21 protein-coding genes are annotated in these 22,605 nt (G+C 29.2%); all 21 read right to left on the reverse strand.

Annotated features, from left to right (window positions below):
* Positions 1-3: 3 nt before the first annotated feature.
* The 21 genes from NYQ10_RS01385 to NYQ10_RS01485 are packed head-to-tail and all read right to left on the reverse strand — an operon-like array spanning position 4 to position 22,553.
* Positions 4-1,533, reverse strand: coding sequence for a glycosyltransferase family 2 protein (locus tag NYQ10_RS01385; RefSeq protein ID WP_289878590.1), 1,530 nt, complete (start codon positions 1,531-1,533; stop codon positions 4-6).
* Complete coding sequence (locus NYQ10_RS01390; RefSeq protein ID WP_289878591.1) at positions 1,533-2,693, reverse strand: glycosyltransferase family 4 protein; 1,161 nt, start codon at positions 2,691-2,693, stop codon at positions 1,533-1,535. Before NYQ10_RS01390 ends, NYQ10_RS01385 begins: the two co-directional genes overlap by 1 nt.
* Before the next feature lies 1 nt (position 2,694).
* Entirely contained in the window at positions 2,695-3,576 is an 882-nt protein-coding gene (locus NYQ10_RS01395) for a hypothetical protein (protein ID WP_289878592.1), read from the reverse strand.
* The gene (locus NYQ10_RS01400) at positions 3,576-5,009 is read right to left on the reverse strand and encodes an MBOAT family O-acyltransferase (protein WP_289878593.1); all 1,434 of its coding nucleotides are present in this window, start codon (positions 5,007-5,009) and stop codon (positions 3,576-3,578) included. Before NYQ10_RS01400 ends, NYQ10_RS01395 begins: the two co-directional genes overlap by 1 nt.
* Positions 5,010-5,012: 3 nt before the next feature.
* Entirely contained in the window at positions 5,013-5,975 is a 963-nt protein-coding gene (locus NYQ10_RS01405) for a hypothetical protein (RefSeq protein ID WP_289878594.1), read from the reverse strand.
* Positions 5,976-5,989: 14 nt separating this feature from the next.
* On the reverse strand, positions 5,990-7,417 hold the full coding sequence (locus NYQ10_RS01410; protein ID WP_289878595.1) for an MBOAT family O-acyltransferase: 1,428 nt from the start codon (positions 7,415-7,417) through the stop codon (positions 5,990-5,992).
* A 22-nt stretch (positions 7,418-7,439) separates the two neighbouring features.
* Positions 7,440-8,837 carry a UDP-glycosyltransferase gene (locus NYQ10_RS01415; protein WP_289878596.1) on the reverse strand — a complete coding sequence of 466 codons (1,398 nt, stop codon included), beginning with the start codon at positions 8,835-8,837 and terminating at the stop codon, positions 7,440-7,442.
* Positions 8,830-9,957 (reverse strand): UDP-N-acetylglucosamine 2-epimerase, encoded by a 1,128-nt coding sequence (gene neuC / locus NYQ10_RS01420; RefSeq protein WP_289878597.1) that lies wholly within the window; start codon positions 9,955-9,957, stop codon positions 8,830-8,832. Before neuC ends, NYQ10_RS01415 begins: the two co-directional genes overlap by 8 nt.
* 10 nt (positions 9,958-9,967) lie before the next feature.
* Positions 9,968-11,008: an N-acetylneuraminate synthase gene (gene neuB / locus NYQ10_RS01425; RefSeq protein WP_289878598.1), complete on the reverse strand. Its 1,041-nt coding sequence runs from the start codon at positions 11,006-11,008 to the stop codon at positions 9,968-9,970.
* A 46-nt stretch (positions 11,009-11,054) separates the two neighbouring features.
* On the reverse strand, positions 11,055-11,852 hold the full coding sequence (locus NYQ10_RS01430) for an SDR family oxidoreductase (RefSeq protein ID WP_289878599.1): 798 nt from the start codon (positions 11,850-11,852) through the stop codon (positions 11,055-11,057).
* Positions 11,842-12,534 carry a cytidylyltransferase domain-containing protein gene (locus NYQ10_RS01435; protein WP_289878600.1) on the reverse strand — a complete coding sequence of 231 codons (693 nt, stop codon included), beginning with the start codon at positions 12,532-12,534 and terminating at the stop codon, positions 11,842-11,844. The genes NYQ10_RS01430 and NYQ10_RS01435 overlap by 11 nt, the downstream gene beginning before the upstream one ends.
* Before the next feature lie 3 nt (positions 12,535-12,537).
* The gene (locus NYQ10_RS01440) at positions 12,538-13,518 is read right to left on the reverse strand and encodes a Gfo/Idh/MocA family protein (RefSeq protein ID WP_289878601.1); all 981 of its coding nucleotides are present in this window, start codon (positions 13,516-13,518) and stop codon (positions 12,538-12,540) included.
* Between the two features lie 22 nt (positions 13,519-13,540).
* Positions 13,541-14,635 (reverse strand): glycosyltransferase family 4 protein, encoded by a 1,095-nt coding sequence (locus tag NYQ10_RS01445; RefSeq protein ID WP_289878602.1) that lies wholly within the window; start codon positions 14,633-14,635, stop codon positions 13,541-13,543.
* Between the two features lie 42 nt (positions 14,636-14,677).
* Positions 14,678-15,754 carry a glycosyltransferase family 2 protein gene (locus NYQ10_RS01450; protein WP_289878603.1) on the reverse strand — a complete coding sequence of 359 codons (1,077 nt, stop codon included), beginning with the start codon at positions 15,752-15,754 and terminating at the stop codon, positions 14,678-14,680.
* A gap of 41 nt (positions 15,755-15,795) precedes the next feature.
* Positions 15,796-16,545, reverse strand: a complete 750-nt coding sequence (locus tag NYQ10_RS01455) for a glycosyltransferase family 2 protein (protein WP_289878604.1) — start codon at positions 16,543-16,545, stop codon at positions 15,796-15,798.
* Positions 16,546-16,593: 48 nt separating this feature from the next.
* Entirely contained in the window at positions 16,594-17,616 is a 1,023-nt protein-coding gene (locus NYQ10_RS01460; RefSeq protein ID WP_289878605.1) for a glycosyltransferase family 2 protein, read from the reverse strand.
* Complete coding sequence (locus NYQ10_RS01465) at positions 17,607-18,749, reverse strand: glycosyltransferase (protein WP_289878606.1); 1,143 nt, start codon at positions 18,747-18,749, stop codon at positions 17,607-17,609. The genes NYQ10_RS01460 and NYQ10_RS01465 overlap by 10 nt, the downstream gene beginning before the upstream one ends.
* Entirely contained in the window at positions 18,749-19,594 is an 846-nt protein-coding gene (locus tag NYQ10_RS01470) for a glycosyltransferase family 2 protein (RefSeq protein WP_289878607.1), read from the reverse strand. The genes NYQ10_RS01465 and NYQ10_RS01470 overlap by 1 nt, the downstream gene beginning before the upstream one ends.
* Before the next feature lie 54 nt (positions 19,595-19,648).
* Positions 19,649-20,509, reverse strand: a complete 861-nt coding sequence (locus tag NYQ10_RS01475) for a hypothetical protein (RefSeq protein WP_289878608.1) — start codon at positions 20,507-20,509, stop codon at positions 19,649-19,651.
* A gap of 22 nt (positions 20,510-20,531) precedes the next feature.
* On the reverse strand, positions 20,532-21,470 hold the full coding sequence (locus NYQ10_RS01480; protein ID WP_289878609.1) for a glycosyltransferase family 2 protein: 939 nt from the start codon (positions 21,468-21,470) through the stop codon (positions 20,532-20,534).
* A gap of 6 nt (positions 21,471-21,476) precedes the next feature.
* Positions 21,477-22,553 carry a glycosyltransferase family 2 protein gene (locus NYQ10_RS01485; RefSeq protein WP_289878610.1) on the reverse strand — a complete coding sequence of 359 codons (1,077 nt, stop codon included), beginning with the start codon at positions 22,551-22,553 and terminating at the stop codon, positions 21,477-21,479.
* Positions 22,554-22,605 lie beyond the last annotated feature (52 nt).

Below are 22,605 nucleotides of genomic sequence, written 5' to 3' on the forward strand. Positions count from 1 at the left end.
CTTTTAGTTTAATTTTTCTGCCCAGAAAATACTAGCTTTCCATTGCTTTTGAAAGTTAAAAAAATATTTTACTGGATTTTTTATTTGCTGTACTTTATAAAACTTTATAAAAAGTACCGTTTTATACCCCATCAATTGCTGTGAAGTAAGGTTATTTAATTTAAAAAACATTATTGTCGGAGAAGGTTTAGGCTGAATGATTTCATCTTCCCATGCTAAAATCGGTTTGGTGCGAAAACCTCCCATCGGAGCTCTTAAATGATTAATGACAAGATCGGGAAAATAAATGACATCAAAACCCGCATTACGCAGCTGAAGTCCAAATTCTGTATCTTCACCATAACCAAATTCTAAACTTTTGTTGAACTTAACAGTTTCTAATGCGGTGGCTTTAAAAAAGCTATTTCCTGACCCAAAAATAGATGCTTGACACACTTTTCTTTCAATTAATTTTTGTCCAGAAATAGGATAAAATGTTAGCACTGCAGAACATCCGTAATTCTTAATGTTTTCAAATGTTTTCTCTATTAAATCAGATTCAAATCGATTATCGTCATCATTTAAAAAAACCCATTCGCTTGCAACTTCAGCTAAAGCTAAATTTCTAGCATTACAAGCTCCTGTTTGATGCGTAAAAGTATGTTTTATAGTAAAAGGCCAGTTTTCGTTAGTTACAAAATCCAATTCTGAAACAGCATTTACATCGGGATTTTGTTCAACTATGATAACATTCTCTGGCAAATGACTCTGTTTTGATAGATCTTTTAAAACATCGTATAAATAAGTTTTTCTTCCAATTGTTGGAATAATAACATCGATTGTTTTTTTATCGATTATTCTCTTAGTTGACCGTACTTTAATATTATCTAATGAATTTTCATTTAGAAACCGTGTCTTGAAACCAAGACTGAAGATAAATGGAAATATGGCGAATTTCTTTTCGTAGACTAATAGATCTAGAAACAACAGCAAAGTCCAACGCGCTCTGTAATGGTGTTTTACAAAGCGGAAAATTAAAAAATTATTATTCTTTTTAGTTTCAATCTTCTTAGAAGAATCTTTAACTAATAATGGTTCCGAATAACACAAAAGCCCGATTAGCGAAGCCAATTTTGCCATTGAATGCAAAAAGTAATCAAAATTTGAATCTTTTTTAACTTGATTTTTTAAAGCATTTAAAACTTCCGAATAAATTCCGCCAATGTCTCCGCTTAACCTCCAAGTTGGATAACTAACCTTTTCTTTCACATTCAGCATTGGCGACTCGTCTATATAACCAATTGTTTCTGGCAAAAAAGGATTTGTAGATAAATTGTAAGATGCCGCGATTTTTTTATGATGAAAAATTTCTTGAAATTTCTCTTTATTCATATTTGTTTTCACATCCAACAGACACCAAACAATAAGCTCTTGAGGATATTTTTCGGCTAATTGAAATAAATTTGACGCAATATTTTTTGAGGAAAACGGAATGTTTTTTCCTTCAAAATCAACTTCAACAATTTTATTATTTTGATGATAAACTACAATCATTATTTAACCAAATTAGAATTTATAATTTCGGCATAAAACGTCATATTATCTTTTGCAATTTTCCGAATATCAAATTTATCTTCAACTTTTAATCTTGCTTTTTTTCCAATTTCTAAAACTAAATTTTTATGCTGTAAAAGTTCTACAATTCGATTAGCGTATTCAACATGATTGGTTGGATGAACTAGAAAACCGCTTTCTTTGTCTTCAATTAACTCTTGCGCCCATCCTATATTCGTATTTACAACTGCTTTTTGCAAAGCCATTGCTTCTATAGTAACCATTCCTAATGTTTCTGCAAAGCTTGGAAACACACAAACATTTGCCTCTTTAATATGTTTTTGAACTTCCTGATACGGAATTTGCCCTAAATAGAAAACATTTTTTAGATCTTCAATATCAAAAGTATTTTGCATTATTTTCCAAGTTGAATCTGATCCTGTTTGTATGTCAAAAGAATCTCCTCCAATTAAAATCAATTTTGCATTCGGAATTGTTTTTCGAACTTGAGAAAAAACTTCTGGCAATTCTAAAACGCCTTTTTTTCTAATTAATGTTCCAAAGTAAAGCAATGAATTTTCAGTATATTCTTGAGGGAATTCATTTTTAAATAGCGTCAAATCTATACCATTCGGAATGACTTTGGTTTTTACTTTCTGATTTTTAAAAAGTGAATTGGTCAATTTTCCAGCAAAATCTGTTGGTGCAATAAAAGCATTTGCATTTTGCAAAGACAATTTTTCGAACCAAAAGTTTTTCTTTTTTTGCTTCCGTTTTTCTAAGTGACAGAAATAAGTATCACTTCCGTGAAAACGAATTACTAAAGGCACTTCGAATTTCATAAAAGCCGTAATACCTGTCCAATCTGGAGCTTCAAGAATTTCGATCTTTTCTCTTTTTATAACAGAATTGCAATAATTCTGAATGTATTTTCTATGTAAATACCATCCAAAGAATGGATATTTTTTGTTTTTAATAAGATGAATTTTAACTCCATTATCATCTACTATTTCCTGAACAGACTGTCCGTAAGCAAAAACGGTAATATCATTTCCTTGCTTTTGCAATGCAATCGCCAGATTTTTTATACTCGTGCCTATTCCTGCTGCATGCGCAACTTTAGGGTGTGAATATTCTGGTGTTAGAAATGCTATTTTCATCTTACTTATTAAAAAAATCTTTTATAATTTTTGCTGTAAAAATTCTTGCTCCAGCATCAGTCATGTGTCCGCAAGACGAAAAATATTTGTCTTCTATAACTGTATTTTCATAATTGTATATCTCTGGGTAAGCTTTTTTAACTTTATCAAAGTAATTCATTCCAGTAACATTCTCGCACATTGGGGTCATTACTGCAATAAAATTAATATTGTTTTTTTTACAGATATTTTTAATTTCCTCATAATATTTATTGTGAGGCAACGGATTTAAATTGACAATATTATTTTTCATATTGCCATTTTTGTGCTTTTCTAATGGGTAATAACCCAAATTATCTTGAGCATTTGTTTTCTTATGAATAGCACTAAAAAAAACTTCTCTTATACCTATTTTTCCATCGTATTTTATATATCTATAAAATGGAATATAATACAGCTCGTTAAAATCACTTTCATCCTTAAAATGATCTTTTATAATTGTAGAATTATGAATAAAAGGAATAAACAGAGATCCTATTCCTTCTGCCTTTTTTTCGCTTGATAAATTCAAGTCGGCTTCAAGAATTACATTTTTAATTTCGTATTTTCTTTCTATCATTAATTTTAACATTAATGATGCTTCGAACAAATGTCCGCCGCTCATTCCGTAATTAAATGTTTTTAGTCCTTTGTCTTCAAACATTTGAGAAACAAAATGATTATTTGCTCTAGAAGATCCTAAAATAACAACATCATATTTTTTTTCTTGCGAGTTTACAACCTGCTCAATTTTTCCACGATTTTTAGATTGCATAAAAATATAGGTATATAAGCCGTCTAATACTAACGCAACCAAAACTGTTAAGAGAAAAATTTTGAATATGTAGAATAAAAACTTTTTCATTAAAATTGGAAATAAATAAATTCTTTGTAATCTGAGTAAGTTCCTAAAGCAATTATAGCCATAATAGCAAGTGCCATTTTAAGCATACTTCTTTTTCCTGAAATTGGTTCTACTTTTGTTCGATTGTTCCATTCTACCAAAACAAACAAACCAATCATAAATAGTAATTCATAATTATATCTTTCGTTTTCAAGATATTGAAACCCAAAATTTTTATCTGTTACTATACGTTTTAAATACAAAAATGCATCCGTAATAGTTCTTGCTCTAAAAAATACCCACGCAATGCAAGTGAGTAAAAAAGTCGTTAGAATACTAAATAAGGTTTTTACAGAATCTAAATTCCACTTTAAAACAAAAGAATCTAAATTGTTTCTATTACTGTTTGACAATAATAATGGAAGAAAATAAACGGCATTTATAAATCCCCAAACGATATAAGTCCAATTGGCTCCGTGCCAAAATCCGCTGACAATAAAGATGATAAAAGTATTTCTGATTTTCATCCATAGTCCGCCTTTACTTCCGCCTAAAGGAATATAAAGATAATCTCTAAACCAAGAAGAAAGCGAAATATGCCAACGACGCCAAAACTCTGCAATATCTCTTGAAAAATAAGGATAATTGAAGTTTCTCAATAAATCTAAACCAAACAATTTTGAGACACCAAGCGCAATATCCGAATATCCGGAAAAGTCTCCGTAAATCTGAAAAGCAAAGTAAATGGCTCCCAAAATCAACGAGAAAGAATTCATTGAAGTATAATGATCAAAAATAGCATTTGCATAAACCGCACAAGTATCGGCAATAACCACTTTTTTAACCAAACCCCAAACAATTTGATAAACGCCTTCTTTTGCTTTTTCTAAATTAAATTCACGTTTTACTTTTAATTCAGGCAATAAATGTGTTGCTCTTTCGATTGGTCCTGCCACTAAAAGCGGAAAATAACTCACAAACAAAGAGTAATCAATAAAATTATATTCGGCTTTGATTCTTTTATAATAAATATCAATTACATAAGATAAACCATGAAAAGTGTAGAATGAAATTCCAACCGGCAGAATAACATTTAGTAAAAACGGACTTACTTTGAACCCAAAAGAAGTGAACATCTCTGCAAATGAACTTGCAAAGAAATTATAATATTTAAAGATTCCAAGAAAACCTAAATTGACCAAAATACTAAGCCAAAACCAAAATTTTCGCTTTTTATCAGAATCGCTTTTCTCAATTTGTATTCCGGTGAAATAATCTAAAAATGTAGAAAAAACCAATAGAAAAAGAAATCTCCAATCCCAACAAGAATAGAAATAATAACTTGCAACAATCAATAAAGCATTTTGACTGTTTTTATTTTTGTTGAAAACGAACCAATAAAGAAAAAAAACGATTGGTAAAAAAATGGCAAAAGCCAAAGAGTTGAAAAACATAAATTAATTTAATTGTTCATTAATTTTCACCGAAACTTTTTTTGAAAACAAACTTGCACCAGTTTCATTTAAGTGAAATGTATCATAATAGTATTGACTATGATTTGATATATCGTCGTAAGCCATATCAATGAAGGTGAAGTTTTTATATTTTTTTTGAATCAAATATAACTCCTCAACTATTGTTTGTCTTTTCAGATCATAGCTTTTGCTTAATCTCATTTTATATTCAGGCATCCAGACAAATATAAGTTTTGAATCTTTATCTAACCTCGAAAAATAAAAAGAAACCATTTTGTGCAAAAGATCTATTTCTCTTTCATTTTTTGATTTTACTTTAGTTTCTGGCATCTTTTTTAAGTTATGATAATCTATTTTAAAAATTCGGTCTTGCGGACAATAGCCTTTAAATGTTGTCGCATTTTTTTTTGTCGAATTTGAAAAATTAGCCACTATTCCTTCTTCAAGCATCTTAAAACTTTGGTTGTATTTCAATAATGGCATAATCTTAAATAGATTAAATTTATTTTCATATTTATCTACTAACCAATTAATATCTTCATCATACAAGAAAGGATAAAACTGTGCTATTTCTGGAATTTCTGTATTCTCTCCAAAATGCGCTAAATCTATATTTTGTATAACGATTTTAGGTTTTTTATTTCTTTTAATGTACATATCAAATTTATATTGCTGCAATTTATAGCATCCTGCATTAAAACTGATATTGAAACAATCTGCTTTTAATTTTTCTTCTAAAATTTGAGAATTGTAACCAAAAAATCCGCGAGAAGATCCATTAATAATAATGTCACTATTTATTTTTCCTTTAATAATATTTTCCCAATCATTATACTGAGTATTTTTAAGATTTCGCAAACCATAATCTGCCAAAAATTGAATTCCGAAGGAAACAATAAAAGTCATGCTTATAATTCCGAAAATATATTTGAGAAAAAATTTCATGCAAATAAAAATATTTAAAACTGAAAATAAATGAATTTACTCTGAACATCAAATTGTCCAAATAACAAAATAAATACTAATGTTATGATGGTTTTAATTCCTGAATATCTATCAAATAAAGGGCATTCTTTTTTTCTGTTATTCCACTCAAGTAAAATTAAATAAGGAAGAATAATTAAAATGATATAACTTATCTGTTCTTTTAAACCATCCAGATTAAAGGTAAAAAACGTAATTCTTTTAATATATTCAGACGCCATATTTATACTATCGGATCTAAAAAAGATCCAAGCAATACAAGTAAGACCAAAAGTAAATAGTATACTGCAAATCATTTTTAAAGAAGAAAAACTAAATGAAATAGACTTTTCTTCAATATTATTTCGGTTGATTTTTATTAAAAGTAGCGGTAAAAAATAAAAAGCATTTATTGCTCCCCAAACTATATAAGTCCAATTTGCTCCATGCCAAAATCCACTTAATAGAAAAATAATAAAAACATTTCTTATTTGAATAATTTTAGAGCCTTTACTTCCGCCTAAGGGAATGTAAACATAATCTCGAAACCAAGAAGATAACGAAATATGCCAACGACGCCAGAATTCTGCAATATCTCTAGAAAAGTATGGATAATTGAAGTTCTTTAATAAATCAATGCCGAATAATTTAGATACACCTAAAGCTATATCTGAATATCCTGAAAAGTCTCCATAAATTTGAAAAGCAAAATATACAGATCCCATTATGAGAGAAACCGAATCCATAGATGTATAATTATCAAAGATATTGTTAGCGTAAACAGCACAATTATCTGCTATCACTACTTTTTTAAATAATCCCCAAATAATCTGCAAAAATCCTTCTTTTGCTTTCTCTAAATTAAATTCACGTTTTATTTTTACTTGTGGCAATAAATGTGTCGCTCTCTCAATTGGACCAGCAACCAATAACGGAAAGTAACTCACAAATAAAGAGTAATCAATAAAATTATTTTCTGCTTTTATTCTTTTATAATAAATATCGATTACATACGATAAACCATGAAAAGTGTAGAATGAAATTCCGACTGGCAAAATGACATTGAGCAATAACGGACTTACTTTAAACCCGAAAGAGGTGAACATTTGTGCAAATGAAACTGCAAAGAAATCATAATATTTAAAAACTCCTAAAAATCCCAAATTGACCGATATGCTTAGCCAAAACCAGAATTTCCTTTTACTATTTGATTCACTTTTTTCAATTTGAATTCCTGTAAAATAGTCTAAAAATGTAGAAAAGACTAACAAGAATAAAAACCTCCAATCCCAACAAGAATAGAAATAATAACTTGCAACAATTAATAAAGCATTTTGAGTGTTTTTATTTTTGTTGAAAACAAACCAATAAAGAAAAAAAACTATTGGTAGAAAAATGGCAAAAGCTATAGAATTGAAAAACATTAATATTCTATTTTTTTCTTAGTTAGTGTAAAATTTTCATTATTGTTTCCCAAATTCTTTTCGAAGAATCTTGAGCCGGATGCTGATTAATAATTTTGAACCATTTTTGTGCATTTTCGATTGTTTCATCAGATTGTTTTAATGCCAATTTTATTTTATCTGCAATTTCATCTGAAGAGTTTAACCAAATAACTGCATTTTTATTTGGCATAGAACGAAAATGAATATAATTATAAATTTTTGAAACCGACCAATCTACTTGAATTTTATCTGCAACATCGTAGTTTAAATAAGCACAAGGCTTTTTAAAACAAGCATAATCAAAGACCATTGATGATCCTAGATTTACAACCATTTCAGAATGAAAAATAGTGTTGGATAGTAATTTCACATCTTCTTTAGTAGGCAAAATAGTGTCCCAATCTTCACCTATTTTTTCCCATATTGGATCAATAGAGGTAATAAGATCTTTGTTTTTTTGCAGAACATCGTCGTAACGACTAGAAAAATCTACTGGACAACGCCTGAATATGATTCCTAATGAACTATTCTCTTCTTCGTTCAGTTTTCTAAGAGCATCTGCTGTGTCAGATAAATATTGAGGATCATCTGGACAAGTAACAAAATCATCCCCAGAATAACAGATGTATTTTTTATTCAGATCCAAATCATATTTATTGAAAAACTGATTTTTATCAATAATGCTTTCTTGATCAAAATGACATTCAAACTGAGGCGTTCCAACAACAAAAATCTGATTTTCTTTTATATAAGAATAATATTTTTGAAGCTCTGTTTTCATATGTTCACTCCAAACAAAATAATAATCTGTTTCAATAACCATTGTTGCTTTTGGCAGATTATCCCAAGAAAAAATGAAAGTTCCTGTTGGTATTTTAAGCTCTTGTGCAGCCAAAATTGGTGCGATTGCTAATAACGGCCTTTGATTTGTACAGAAAACGAAATCGGGTTTGTTGTTTTGAAGAGTCTTGATACATTGCGAAAAAAAATCTGTTTTTTTCTCGTTATTTACCACTCGCTCTCTAACTTTTTTTAATCCTTTTTCTGAATTATAGATCGTAATTAAAAATCTGGTCAAATAGCTTTTTACTGCGATTTTTAATGTTCTATATGAAAACGGAAATCTATAATTATCGTAAGAAGAATCGTTTTCTTTTTTAATATTTAGATTGAGTTCTATATGTTTTCGGGCATTTTTATAACCCTCCGTTAAAGGATATGATCTGGCATTTTTGATTTTAATTTCATTAAAACCTAAACTAGTAAGATCAAATGGAGTATTATTCCAATAAGTAATATCAAATTTCTTTTCTATTCCTATTTTATAAAAATTAGAAAACGCAAAATTTCGGAGCCCTACTCCGTCTGGCAGTAAAATAAATATTTTTTTTTTAGGCATTACTGTCTCTGAATTGTTTTTGATGATTGAGCTGCCAAATATCCGATTTCTGCAGACAATTAAGAAATAATTCTGCACTATTTCCTTGCCCAAAATCATCATCAGATTTTTGCACTTTATGAGAATCTATAATAGAAAGTGATTCTGTTATTTCTTTTTCAGAATAATCTACGTTTATAATATCTGCATGAATTGCTCTATTTTGCTGTCTTGTCCCAATGTTTATAATTGGAATACCATAATACGGAGCTTCACGAATTCCTGCGCTACTGTTTCCTATAATGAATTGACTATTTTTTAAGAGTGTTAGAAAATATTCAAATCGAAGGGAAGGGAAAACTCTAAATCGGTCATTCAATTTTAATCTTTCGTAACTATCTAAAACAAATCGACTTCCTAAATCATTGTTTGGATAAATAACAATATAATTGTGATTGTCATTTAGTAAAGCATTTACAAAGTTTTCTGCATACTGTTTCATATTCTGAATCTCTGTAGTAACAGGATGAAACATCACTATAGAAAAGTTTTCGAAAGGAATTTTATAATATTCCTTAACGGTATTCAAATCTGGGAGTTGATCGGAAAACATAATATCTATATCTGGCGAACCAATTTTAAATACAGATTCTTTTACCTCACCCATCTGAATCAATCTTTTTGCTGCTTCTTCATTCGAGACAAAATGAATATGACTTAATTTGCTTACGCTATGTCTTATCAATTCGTCTACAGTTCCAGACACTTCACCCCCTTCAATATGAGTTACCAAAATATTATTTAGTGATCCTACAATAGCACCTGCAAGAGTTTCTAGACGATCTCCATGTACTACAATCATATCTGGTTTTACGGTATTGCAATAAGCAGAGAAACCTTCAATAGTTTTGGCCAGTGTCAAATCCATTGTAGTTTCGTGAGTATGATTCACAAAAGTGTGAATATTTTTAAAATTACAGCGCTCAATTTCTATTAAGGTATAGCCATATTCTTCTTGTAAATGCATACCTGTAACAAAAACAAAAACCTCAAATTCTCTTTGTTTTTCAAGAATTGAGATTAATGATTTTATTTTTCCGAAATCGGCTCTTGTGCCAGTTAAAAAAAGGATTTTCTTCATCAATATTTTTTTATTGAATATCTTCCCAAATTAATTGTTCGTCATTCAGAATATCTCTGGTTGCTGTTTTACCAATTATATCATTAAAGCTTTCTGCTAAAATTTTTCCAGTGCCAGGGCGTTTTACCCAGATATTTTCTTTGGTAAAGATTTCACCTTTCTTAATTGGAGCAATAGAACAAACTGTTGCAAAAGCAAAATCAATTGTTACCTGTTCTTCAACTGCTGGTTTTTTTGTTCCGCCGCGCATTTGAGCAATTTCAGCACTTGAAATGATTAATTCACGACAAGCATTTTCATCCATACTGCACACAATATCTGGACCTGTACGCTGCATATGATCTGTGAAATGTCTTTCTAAAATGCTTGCACCTAAAGCAACAGCTCCCAAACAGGCATTGTTATTTAAAGTATGATCACTTAAGCCAAAAACTTTATTTGGAAAAGCTTGATTCAATTCGACCATAGCTCCAAAACGAACTAAATGAATTGGAGTTGGATACAAGTTTGTTGTATGCAATAAAGCTACAGGAACATTATATTTATCAAAAACAGCCACTGCTTTTTGAATACTTTCAATCGTATTCATTCCTGTACTTAAAATTACAGGTTTTCCAAAAGAAGCAATATGTTCTAAAAGAGGGTAATTATTACATTCTCCAGATCCGATTTTGTAGGCTGGAATATCGAACTTTTTTAACCTATCAGCTGCAGCTCGAGAAAAAGGTGTTGAAATAAAAATCATGCCTTTGCTTTCTACATAATTTTTAAGTTCTAACTCTTCTTCTTCATTTAAAGAACAACGTTCCATAATTTCATAAATCGAAACGTCTGCATTTCCAGGAATTACTTTTTTTGCAGCACCTGTCATTTCATCCTCAACAATATGCGTTTGATGTTTTACCACCTCAACACCAGCTCTTTGTGCAGCGTCTACCATTTCTTTTGCAACTTGAAGCGAACCTTCGTGATTAATTCCAATTTCGGCAATTACTAATGGAGGATAATCTTGACCTATTTTGCGACCTGCTATTTCGATATATGGATTCATAAAAAACTTTTATTCTATATTATATTCTTTTATTTATTTTTAAAAATTACCAGGCTGTCCATCCTCCATCAATAATCAAATTGTGCCCCACAACATGACTACTGGATTCGCTTGCCAGATAAACTATTCCTCCGCGAAGTTCCGATTTATCACTCATCCTTCCAATTGGATTTAATTTTTTAAATCGTTCCAAAAACAATCCATCATGACCGTTCCAAATTCCTCCTGGTGTCAAACTATTTACCCTAACACCTTCTTTTGCCCAAAGCGTTGCCAAATATTTAGTTAACGCTATTACTCCGTGTTTACTAACACTATATGCAACGGGCTGAGAAATTCCTGTTTCAGGATATATATTGTGATTCGGACTTACAACTCCGTAAAGTGAAGCAATATTAATTATAGAACCTGATTTTTGCTTTAACATTTGGCTTCCCACTACCTGACAGCCCAAAAAAGCTCCTGTTAAATTAACATTCATAATGGCATTCCAGTCTTCTAGAGGAAAATTTTCGAATGATGCATCAAAATTTTTAGATTTGCTCTGATTTGTAAATCCAGCATTATTTATTAATATATCTACTTTTTGATATTTATTTAAAATAAAATTTAAAGCTTCTCCCCAACTCTCTCTTGAAGTAACATCGCATTTTATAAAATCAATTTCACAATCTTGCTCTTTTAAAAGTGCTGTTATTTCTTTTGCTCTATCCAAGTTAATATCGGCCAAAATCACTTTTGCGCCGTATTCGCTTAAAGCAAGTGCGTGCTCTGTGGCAAGCAAGCCCGCTCCTCCTGTTACGAGCGCAACTTTACCGGTTAAATCAAATAAATTATTTTTCATTTAGTAAAAACTCTATTAATTTAAAATCTAATTCTGTATCAATATCAACAGCTCTTTCTCTAGGCATTTCACTTATCATGCACCTTGCTTCACTCCAATGTTGATAATTATATAACGCTTCTTTTTTTATTACATAAGCTGCTGGTGTTAAGCTAAATACTTTAGGAGCGTCTTGACGTCTAACAATCGGTTGAGCTGTTTTTTTCACCATCTCTGCAAAACCTGATTCTTTAATTTCCATCATATTAAAATATGGATTTCGTTCAGGTTCATAACCCGTTATAACCACATCAATTTCTGGCGATTGCAATGCTAGTTCAATGGCTTTGTCAATATCTTCAGTCGTTTTCAAAGGTACCGTAACATCCATATCTACAATATAGCTGACTTTTTTTCCTGAAATCCTTTCATATTCTTCAACGGCATTAATAAAAACTGGCCATTTACTTGCAGTGTCTGTGGCTAATTCTTGAGGTCGGACTAGAGTATTTTCTATACCATTTTCTTTTGCAATATTCAAAATATCATCGCTATCAGAAGAAACCACTAAATCATTGAGATATTTGCTTTTCCTTGCCGCATTAATAGTGTAAACTATTAAAGGAATACCTTTAAGCGGTTTGATGTTTTTTCCTAAAACACCTTTAGATCCTCCTCTGCAACATATTGTTCCTAATATCATTTCTTAGTTTATTGAAATAAATTGTTTGTTTATTGAAGAGTCTTTGGCCGCGATTACCATTTTTAAACTGATTAAAGCTTCTTTAAAAGTTGTTAGCCTATAATCAAAATCAGCATCGTTCATAAAAGCTTGAACACTATCAACATAGCGTTGATTTCTTTCGAAACCAGCGTAAGAAAAAATTTCTGTTTCTTGATTATGCCCCACTATTTTAACTTCAGACTTTGCTAAATCCCAAAAAAGTGTTCCTTTTTCGCAGGTAATCATGCAATTTCTAACCAATTCTTTTTGATGATAATCTAAGTGAATTGTAGCCGTCGAGTTATTTTCAAATTGTATGAGCACATCTGCAACATCTTCTGTTTCTATTTCTAAATTTGGATTATTCTGAAAAAAACAAGCAACAGTCGCTGGATTGCCAATTAACCATCTTAGATAATCAAATTCATGAACCAGATCTAGCATTACTCCGCCACCTTTTTCGATTTTAGCACTCATGCTTTGTTTATAATCTTGTTCTGGTCTCCAATCTGGAAGATATTGTCCGACCAAAGCATTAATTGAAAATATTTTTCCGAATTTTTCTTCGCAAATTAATTCCTTTATTTTCATTAATCCTGGATCAAAATGCAAATCATATCCAACTACAATTTTTTTAGAATTCTCCAATAAATGGCCAACTTGTTCTATATTATTTAAGTTGTTACTGATAGGTTTTTCTAAATAAATATTCGCAACGTAGTGCTTTAATAAAAGAATTAAATCTGAAATGTGATTTGAAGTCGGAGTACAAATAAAAGCATGCGAAAACGTATTTTCTTTCAGCGCTTTTTCCGTATTTGCATATATTGCAAAACTCTTAAACTCTAGAGGAATATTTTCAGAAGTACTAACTATGCTAATATTCTTTTCTCCTAAATAAATAAGATTTCTTAAATGTCTTTTGCCAATAGAACCAAGTCCAATAATTAAAATATGATTCATTTTAAAAAAGCATTTTTATTTATTACTCTATACATTTTTTAGCACTTTCTATAATTTTATTCATGCCCAAATTCCATTTCTTGGATGAGTAGAGATCTTCTGGAAAAGAAACAGAAGGATTTTCATTATTTGCTAAAAATTCTAAAATAGCATTCTCCCATTCTTCTACAAAATTCGGATTTTCAATCAGTTTGCCTAATTTTCCATATTGTAAAACTTCTGGAACTCCTCCATTTGCAGAGGCAATGCAATAACAACCACAATGTAAAGCTTCAACTAAACTCAAACCAAAACCTTCATGGCACAATGTTGGAAATAAATAACAATCTGCAATTTGATAATATTTTGGCAATTCGTTATTTGGAATTCTGCCTAAAAAAGAAACACCTTCTATTTTAGTTTTCCTATCTGTACCAATTACTAAAAGAATAGCTTCTTTATCTTTTTCATTTATTCTCTTCCAAACATTTAATAGCAAATCTAACCCTTTTTTTGGGCGATCTTGCGAGCACCAAATAAATACTTTTCTGTTTGTAATTTGTAATTGTCTCTTTAAATTTTCTTTTTCCCCAGTCGTTATTCTATAGAATTTAGAAGTATCAATTCCGTTATGTAAGACTGAAAACTTAGTTGGAAGAATCGTGTACTGTTGTTTATGAACTTTATACGAATCATGGGTTAATAAAACCATTTCATCAATACTTTCAAAAAACCATCGTCCATAAAAATTTTCATAAAAGGGCGGAAAACCATGATAAAAAAACTGAAGATAGCATTTATCTCTTTTTCCAATTTTTTCTAAAAACCCGATAAGAGGTTTTACGATACCAAAATTGTCAAGAATTTGAATGATGAATTTATCTTCACTTTCAAGGATTTTCTTGAGTTCTTTGAAATATCCTAAATAATTGTTTTTCGAAATTTTTTTTTGAATTTTCAGAAAGTTCGTATTTTCAACAATACAGTACTTTACTTCAGGAAAAAAGTATTCTGGTTTCTCACAAACTATATAATCAATTTGATGATTATCAGCCAAGTAATTTTGATACAATGTCGTCCAGCTCCCGATTTGAGAATAAGGTAATGGAACTTGAGAAATCAGAATTACTTGAGGCATTTATAGTGAGATTTGAGTAAAAATAAGAAAATTAAATTTTATTTATTTTTTTATTCTGAAAGTGATGCTTTTTAAATCTTTACTGATCTTATAGAAATATGGATGAGTATGATAAAAAGAAATTATATGTAATAAAACTTTATCATTTATTTCTTTTAAACTATAATAATTAGGGACTTTTTTCCCTGTTGCTTTTTTTATTTTATATTTTAATGTTGATTGAAAATCATCTTGAATAAATCGTACCGATAATATCCCATTTTGAAAATTTGGAAGTTGAACAAATAAAAAATGATCAATGACATCCGATTCATTTTTTAAAATCACTTCATCTTTAAAAGTTTCTAATTCTATAAAATCAGATTCTGAAATAAGTTCGCCCCACTTTTGAGAGTTAACAATTACTTTTTCATTTTCGGCATTATATTTTAAATGAATACTGTTAAGCTCTACAACACGAGATAATTGTAATTCTAAATTAAGTTTTTGAGTTTCTCTTTGTCTGTAATTTTTATGCCACTGATGAAGCATTAATAATTTTGACTTATAGAATTCAATTTCACATCCCAGTTTTTTCAACCGATTGTGAATATCAGTATCTTCAGATCCCCAAAAATGGAAGAATTCATCAAATCCCTTAATATCTCTTAACTTTTGAACAGGAAAAAGTGTCATTCCAGTCGCCTCTTCATTAGTCAAAAATTTTATTTTATAGTCGTCGAAATTCAAATCCTTCGTACTTTCTTCTTCTGACAAAAAGCCAACTTGAAAATAAATCAACTTATTTATATCTTTATTTTTTTCAAGTACAGCTGTAAATTCTGGATGAAAAATCATATCAACATCAGCATTGAAACAAAAATCTGTATTAATTGTTTTTACAGCATAATTGAGCGCTTTAGATTTATTCCAGGGTTGATATTGGGTAAATAAGTATTGATATTTTGCAAAATTATAATTAGCAATCAATTCTTTTACCTTAAGTGCTAAATCCTGCTCAGAACCATAATCAATAAATAATACCTCGAAATTTTGATTTGATTGTTTTTTCAATGAATCTAAGGAACGTTTTATTCGCTCTAGATTTCTATTTCGATAAGTATATAAAATGGTAATCATTTCAATTATTGCTTCGTTACAATTTTACAAGTATATAAAATCTATTTTATTTTAAGAACCATCTTTAGCAATCTTAAAAACACTCTCTTATTTGTGCCATAATATTTGAAAAAATAAAATGTAAATTCTAAAAATTGTGTTTTTAATCTCTCTCGGTGTGCATTATATTTTGTTTCTCCTTTACTCGTAAGCCCATTAATATCATAAAGTGCAAAAGGAACATTGAAATGAATAAATTCTATCTTATTCTTAAACAAAGAAAAATGCATTTTCCAATCTGAAATAAATTTTAAGCTCTCATCAAAAAAATTATTATGAAAGACTGAAGAATGATAAATTATAGCTTGTTGGCATAATGTGTTTGTAAATGCAAACTTCTCATCTATCCTTTTTGGATATTCTACCAAATGCTTTGTTGTTTCATTATTTTCCAAATATATTGGTGCGTAATAAACAGCCGTTTTTTGCAAATTTAAAACTACTTTTTCAAGTATATCTTTATCTTCTAATAAAGAGTCTCCACTATTCAAAAATAAAACAAAGTCTCCTGTAGCTTTAGAGATGCCTTTATTCATCGCATTATAAATGCCTTTATCTTTTTCACTTACCCAATATGAAATATGTTTTTCATGATCAATGATGATTTGTTTGCTTTCATCTGTACTTGCTCCATCTATTACAATAAATTCAAATTCTTTATACAACTGACAAACAACACTCTGAATTGTTTTTTTTAACCCTTCAGCGTTATTGCGGTTGATAGTTATAATAGATAAAGAATATTTGTTCATAATGCTTTTAAGTATGTTTATAAAGAATAGTCTTTGGTTTTAGTCCAATTATTTTAAATAATTTTCGGCTTCATCTTTTGAAAGTCCCTTATAGCGAATGAAATATTTCATAACTTTTTTATTCAATATAATTTTACCAAAGAATTTACTTTTGACAAAATAAGTCCATTTAGAACCTAATTTTATAGGTTTAAGGACAAAATCACTTTCTATTTGATTTAGTTCTAATTTAGAAACCTCCTCTTTCATCCAATCCTCCATGACATTACCCATGTGGTAAGCGTAATTATCTGAAGTAGACAAGCGCCATAGATCATTTTGAACTACAGGAATATCTAAAATTTTACTTTCACTGTCTCCGCCTAATTTATAATTTGAATATTTAATTTTTAAATCATTAAAAATTATTCCTCTATAAGTTCCCGCAAAATGTCCAGCTCCTACAACAGCTTTTTCATTCTTATTAGAAATCGTAAAATATTTTTCTAAATGAGCTTTATTATAAAAATCGGGGCTTCCTATACTATTTGCAAAGTTTTTTAATGCTAAAGGATTTTTAACTTTTGAAAAAGAAAGATCTTTGGATAAAATTTTATCCCAATAAATATTGGATGTAAAAGTTCTTAAAGAACGTGATGAAGGCGTCGGGCAAACAATACCTGCTTTCTGAAAATTATTAAAAACAGAATATGTTGCGTCTTGCCATCCATTTAGAAATAAAACATCTGAATCTGTAATTGTAATTAACGGAAAATTATGACCTACAACACCTTTTAAAATAGCATTTAACTTACCAATATTTGTGGTGTCTAAAAGTTCATGTATTTTTTCATTTAAATACAATTCTTGCAAATAGTTTTTTACTTCCGCACAGCTTCCATTATTAACAATAGTTATAAAAGTCTTTTTATGAACTGTTAGAAATAACGATTCTAAACATAATTTCAGAATAGCTAAACTGTTTTTAAAATAGCTTTCTTGATTGGGAATATAAACAGGAATTATAATTTGATGAAAATAAACCAAATTATCATTTTGCTGATCTTTATTCGGATTAAAGCCTATTCGCATTGCAAAATTGTTTTATACATCTCCAATACCTTTAATTTATTACTTAAATAGCCTAGTTTTTCTGCTGCTATTTTTTCATTTGTAATCGCTGCGGCTTCTATGAGCTTTAAATTTGAAAGCCCGTTTAAGATAATTTCTTTAATTTCTGATACTGATTCAGGGTTATGAATTAAAAATCCATTTTCACCATCTCTGATTATTTCTTCGGTAACCCCACCAGGATTAGACTGAATAGGAAATGTCCCCATTACAAGAGCTTCCAAAAGTGTATTTGGCATTCCATCTGAAATACTGTTTCCAATGTAAATGAAAGATTTTCCCATCAGGCGAATTAATTCACTATGAGAGAGATCATGTCTTCCAAAAAAAGTAAAATCTAAATTATTACTTTCTATATAATCAATTATTTTATCGTGTGATCCAAAAACAATTACTTTATAATTTTTAATTTCTTCTGATATAGAGTGAAGTGCTTTTACAACATTTAAACCTCGACCAAAACTATGCTCATATCCTTTGACTAAAATAATTTTTCTCTCAGAAATGGGCAACTTAAAAGAAGCCAATTCTTCTAATTTGTATCCTGTTCCTCCAGGAATTACACCTAAAAACTTTCCTGAGAAATTTAGTTTTTTAGCCAAATCGAAATCCCTTTTACAATCTGTATGCAAAAAATCTACTCTCTTTAGCACATTCTTAATTTTTGATTTGTGTTCTTTAAAATTACTAAAATAAAACAGATCGTTACCCCAGCAAGAATAAAGCCATTTCACTTTTGGAAATTTTTGCATTGTTTTCAAAATCGGATAGGAACAATTCTGCATTTCAAAACTATGAACTATGTTTGGCTGTATCTCTAAAATTATTTTTTCTAGAACTTCATTTGCAGTCACCTCAAGATAGGGACGAATTTTTTCATATAAATCAGGATATTTTTTACTTAAAAAATATTCTCCTTTTATATAAGGCAATTTTCTTTTTTCCCATCCATAAAACTGATGTAGAGAATTGAAAGTTTCCAGTTTTCCTTTTCCCAAAACATCAAACCAATACAATTCATAATTTGTATCTTTTAAATTTTCTATCCATCGAATGGCATGAATAGAGGGCATGGAGACAAAAAGAATTTTCATTATAAAATTATTCTATTAAAAAATCCTAAATGAAATTTTATACAAAGATCCGCTATTCTATTTTTCTTATACAACAAAGATGGACTGCCCCATTTATTATGAAACTTTATATAATCGTCCAAAACTTTTTTGTCTTCTAAAAGATATCTATTAGCTTCCGTAAGTACATAATTTGGTAGTTTATTTAAATCTAAATCAACGCTTTCTCTAAGTTTTTTAAATCCAACATTTAGTCCCTCTCGATTTTTTTTTGATTTTTCTCTTTCAAGGTGTTCTACTTTAGAAGAATTAATCAAAGCATGCTTAATATTATATTTTTTTAAAGTCATCGCATAGTCATTATCTGCATAGCCAAGATTAAATGTCTCGTCAAGATAACCAATTCTTTCTATAACTTTTTTAGTTGTAACTAAACACCATCCTAAAACATGTGTTCTTACCTTATATCCCAGCTCAAATTGGTTTACAAAATCGAAGTCGTTTATTTTACCGCTTGGCGAAAATGATTCGATATGAGAATTATTTTTATGTACTTCTAAAATTTTACTAAACCAATTTTCATAAAAAATTAAATCATTATTACATAAAGCAACAAAATCACCTTTTGATTCTTTTACACCAATATTAAGAAACTTATGAAAATTAAAGTCTGATTCCGGAACAATAACTTTTACATATTCTGGATATACAAATCCTGAATTAAAATAATCTTTATTTGATTCTACTAAAATCACCTCAATTTGAAGAGAGTTTTCAGATGCAATTAGAGAATTAATACAATTAGAAGTCATTTCAAACAATCCTTCTGTAGTGGTATATGATAATATTATGACTGATAATTTCATGCTAACAATTATAGCTAAAAAAGATATCTTTTTTAGAGCTAATTTTTTTACAATTTATTTTTTTGTTCTTCTAATAAATGCTTTTATTAATTGAAAAAAACCAATACCAGTTAAAACTTGTTTATTTTTTTCTGCATATGATTGTATAAAATCTTCTATTGAGGAAGATGGCAGATAATGTAATTTATCCCACATCTCAGGTCTCTGCGGATGTATATTTGAAAAACTCTCATAATTGTCGGCATTCAAATTTTTCCAAAATTCAAAATACTTTTTTGTATCAAAATCATCGCGATGTCCCCAATTGGATAACTTTAAAAAAACCTGTTCTTCTGATCTTGCCCAAGATTGATGAATTACTTTAGCACGCATAAGATGGTTACTAATACTATGATTTGCTCTCGCTCCTTCATAATGTTTGCAGTTTGTAATAAAAGAAAATTTCTCATTATTTTCTATGTATAAATATCCGCCTGGTAATTTTTTAAATAGAGTTATAAAATAACCTTGAAAAACAATTGGTGTAAGTTTCGGAAAAACAGTTAAATACCAATGCTGTTTCAAAAACTTTTTAACTTTTACAAAATCATAGAGATATTCATCAACATCTAACTGCATTAGCCAGCCTTTACCCATCTTTTTTAAAAGCATATTTCTTTCCCTAGTTTCACATTCCATTGGAGATAATCCGGGTATATAAAAGTCGTCAAAGTAAAATTCAATTTTTTTTTTAACATCAAAAAGTTTTACTTCTTCATAAAAATCACTTTCAATTTCAAAATAATTTCCGCTCCAAGTTTGATGATTCTTATCAATTGCTACATAAATTTTATCTACATAATTATAGACCTGCTTAACCGAGGTAAAAAACATTTCGTAATCATACGATACTACATAACCAACTTTTATTCTCATTCTATTACTATCAAATTAGATTTTACAAGAGTTTGTAACCTTTTTTAAAAATACTATAAACAGTAAATCCAATTAGTGTTTTTATCATTTCTGAAAATTGAAAGAGCTTTACTTCTGCAAGTAAAAGTTGTTTAAAATAGTAAAATTTATGCTCATTGTTCTGAACAACTGCATCTCGAAATATAAACTTGCAACGATTTTTTAAATGTATTTTCAGAACATTAGTATTTGCTGCTTTGTTTTGTTTTACTAATGATATATGTTTTTTAATTGCTTTAAATTCTGACTTTATTTCATTAAAGTTTAATTTACCGATTTCATGAGACAAAGATTCATTATGTACTCGATATTGAATATGTTCTTCATCTAAATAAATTACTGCAGGATTCTGATATAACATTCGAAGATTAAAATCCCAGTCATCCAAATTTGTAATTGTTTCATCAAAAAGATTTGGCTGTAGATTTAAAAAACTCGTTTTCCATGTTGGTGTAAAGGTATAGTAAGTAATCTTAGCAGTCATGTAATCTCGAATTACATTCTCCGATCTAAAAGCGTGTTTTTTATTCAAGATCTTATTGTTAAAATCAATATACTGTAATGAAGATACAATTAAATCAGGTTGTTTTAAGAAATTGTTACTTATACTTTCAAGAGCTTCCGGCAATAAAATATCATCACTATCAAACCACTTTATATAATCTCCTTTGCTTAACTCAAAACCGTAATTTCTGCAAGAATTAGGACCTTTTAGTCTTTCTTCTGGTCTTTTATAATATTGAAATCTGTTATCTGACGAAAGATATGCAGCTAATAGTTGTTCTGTATTATCTGTAGATCCATCATCAACTATTATACATTCCCAATTTTTGTAGGTTTGCTGTGCAATACTATCGAGCGTTTCTATTATTAGATTTGCCCTGTTATATGTCGGAATTATAATTGAAATTAATTTAGACATATTACATCATTTCTTAATTTTTAATTGAATGCTTTTTAAATCTGAACTAATTTTATAGGTATATTGATAATCTCTATAATAGACTAACAATTGTCTAACAAGTAAATCATGGATTTCTTTTAGAGAATAATATTGGTGCATTTTTACTCTAAAAATTTTCTTTATTTTATAATTTAATGAAAGTTGATATTGATAATCCTTGAAAATAACATTCACAACATCGGCATGCGTATTAGGCAAAATGATATTAATAAAATTTTCTACAAGTAGTTTTTTATTGGTTATTACGGTAGAATCTTGATGAGAATTTAAAAACTGAAATTCTTCTTCAGTCATTAGTTTTCCCCAATTTTCATTATTAGGCTTTAGTATTTGTTTTTGCTTATTAAACATTAACTTTTGCTTATTCAAACCAAATGCCTCTGAAAAATAGAGTTCTTCTCTTAATTTCTCTTTATTTATATTAGTAAAAGTTTCATGCCATTGGTGTAAAAGCAAAATAGTATCATTGTAGAATCGCGAAGAATAACCAGCCATTTCAAGTCTAGCATAAACATCTTCATCTTCAGCACCCCAAAAATGAAAAAACTCATCAAATCCGCCTACAGTTAATAAAGTTTTTAAACTAAAAAGAGACAATCCTTGCCCTTCGGGTATACTTTTTGAAGAAATTTTGTATTGATTAAATTCTTTAGATTGCTTGCTCTCCTTTTCATCTAAATAGCCTACCTGGAAATATACATTCTCTTGTTCATCTTTTAATTTGTGCAATGTAGCAACAAAATCAGGATGAAAAATAATATCTATGTCTGCAATAAAAACAAAATCAGTTTCTGCAAATCGAAGGCCAATATTGATTGCCTTTGAACGAGACCAAGGCTGATTATTATGAAATGAATGAATATATTTTACACATTTATATTCTTCTACTATTTTTTTTACAGAACTTGATATATCAAAATCAGATCCGTAATCGACAAAAACAACACAAAAATCTTTACTAGATTGCAAGACTAACGAATCAAGAGATTTCTTGATTCGAGATAGTTCTCTATTTCTATATGGATATATTATTGTGATCATTTCAATAAATAAAATTTGAAAAACTTATTTTTTATCTTTTTACAAAAATAAT

This window comes from Flavobacterium johnsoniae (genome assembly GCF_030388325.1).
Taxonomy (GTDB): Bacteria; Bacteroidota; Bacteroidia; order Flavobacteriales; family Flavobacteriaceae; genus Flavobacterium; species Flavobacterium johnsoniae_C.

Coding starts and splice junctions, on each gene's coding strand:
- NYQ10_RS01385 (WP_289878590.1), bottom strand. CDS start 1,533: ATGATTGTAGTTTATCATCAAAATAATAAAATTGTTGAAGTTGATTTT.
- NYQ10_RS01435 (WP_289878600.1), bottom strand. CDS start 12,534: ATGATATTAGGAACAATATGTTGCAGAGGAGGATCTAAAGGTGTTTTA.
- NYQ10_RS01455 (WP_289878604.1), bottom strand. CDS start 16,545: ATGAACAAATATTCTTTATCTATTATAACTATCAACCGCAATAACGCT.
- NYQ10_RS01400 (WP_289878593.1), bottom strand. CDS start 5,009: ATGTTTTTCAACTCTTTGGCTTTTGCCATTTTTTTACCAATCGTTTTT.
- NYQ10_RS01475 (WP_289878608.1), bottom strand. CDS start 20,509: ATGAGAATAAAAGTTGGTTATGTAGTATCGTATGATTACGAAATGTTT.
- NYQ10_RS01480 (WP_289878609.1), bottom strand. CDS start 21,470: ATGTCTAAATTAATTTCAATTATAATTCCGACATATAACAGGGCAAAT.
- NYQ10_RS01395 (WP_289878592.1), bottom strand. CDS start 3,576: ATGAAAAAGTTTTTATTCTACATATTCAAAATTTTTCTCTTAACAGTT.
- NYQ10_RS01390 (WP_289878591.1), bottom strand. CDS start 2,693: ATGAAAATAGCATTTCTAACACCAGAATATTCACACCCTAAAGTTGCG.
- NYQ10_RS01445 (WP_289878602.1), bottom strand. CDS start 14,635: ATGCCTCAAGTAATTCTGATTTCTCAAGTTCCATTACCTTATTCTCAA.
- NYQ10_RS01460 (WP_289878605.1), bottom strand. CDS start 17,616: ATGCGAATAGGCTTTAATCCGAATAAAGATCAGCAAAATGATAATTTG.
- NYQ10_RS01465 (WP_289878606.1), bottom strand. CDS start 18,749: ATGAAAATTCTTTTTGTCTCCATGCCCTCTATTCATGCCATTCGATGG.
- NYQ10_RS01410 (WP_289878595.1), bottom strand. CDS start 7,417: ATGTTTTTCAATTCTATAGCTTTTGCCATTTTTCTACCAATAGTTTTT.
- NYQ10_RS01405 (WP_289878594.1), bottom strand. CDS start 5,975: ATGAAATTTTTTCTCAAATATATTTTCGGAATTATAAGCATGACTTTT.
- neuB (WP_289878598.1), bottom strand. CDS start 11,008: ATGAATCCATATATCGAAATAGCAGGTCGCAAAATAGGTCAAGATTAT.
- NYQ10_RS01415 (WP_289878596.1), bottom strand. CDS start 8,837: ATGCCTAAAAAAAAAATATTTATTTTACTGCCAGACGGAGTAGGGCTC.
- NYQ10_RS01470 (WP_289878607.1), bottom strand. CDS start 19,594: ATGAAATTATCAGTCATAATATTATCATATACCACTACAGAAGGATTG.
- NYQ10_RS01440 (WP_289878601.1), bottom strand. CDS start 13,518: ATGAATCATATTTTAATTATTGGACTTGGTTCTATTGGCAAAAGACAT.
- NYQ10_RS01430 (WP_289878599.1), bottom strand. CDS start 11,852: ATGAAAAATAATTTATTTGATTTAACCGGTAAAGTTGCGCTCGTAACA.
- NYQ10_RS01450 (WP_289878603.1), bottom strand. CDS start 15,754: ATGATTACCATTTTATATACTTATCGAAATAGAAATCTAGAGCGAATA.
- neuC (WP_289878597.1), bottom strand. CDS start 9,957: ATGAAGAAAATCCTTTTTTTAACTGGCACAAGAGCCGATTTCGGAAAA.
- NYQ10_RS01485 (WP_289878610.1), bottom strand. CDS start 22,553: ATGATCACAATAATATATCCATATAGAAATAGAGAACTATCTCGAATC.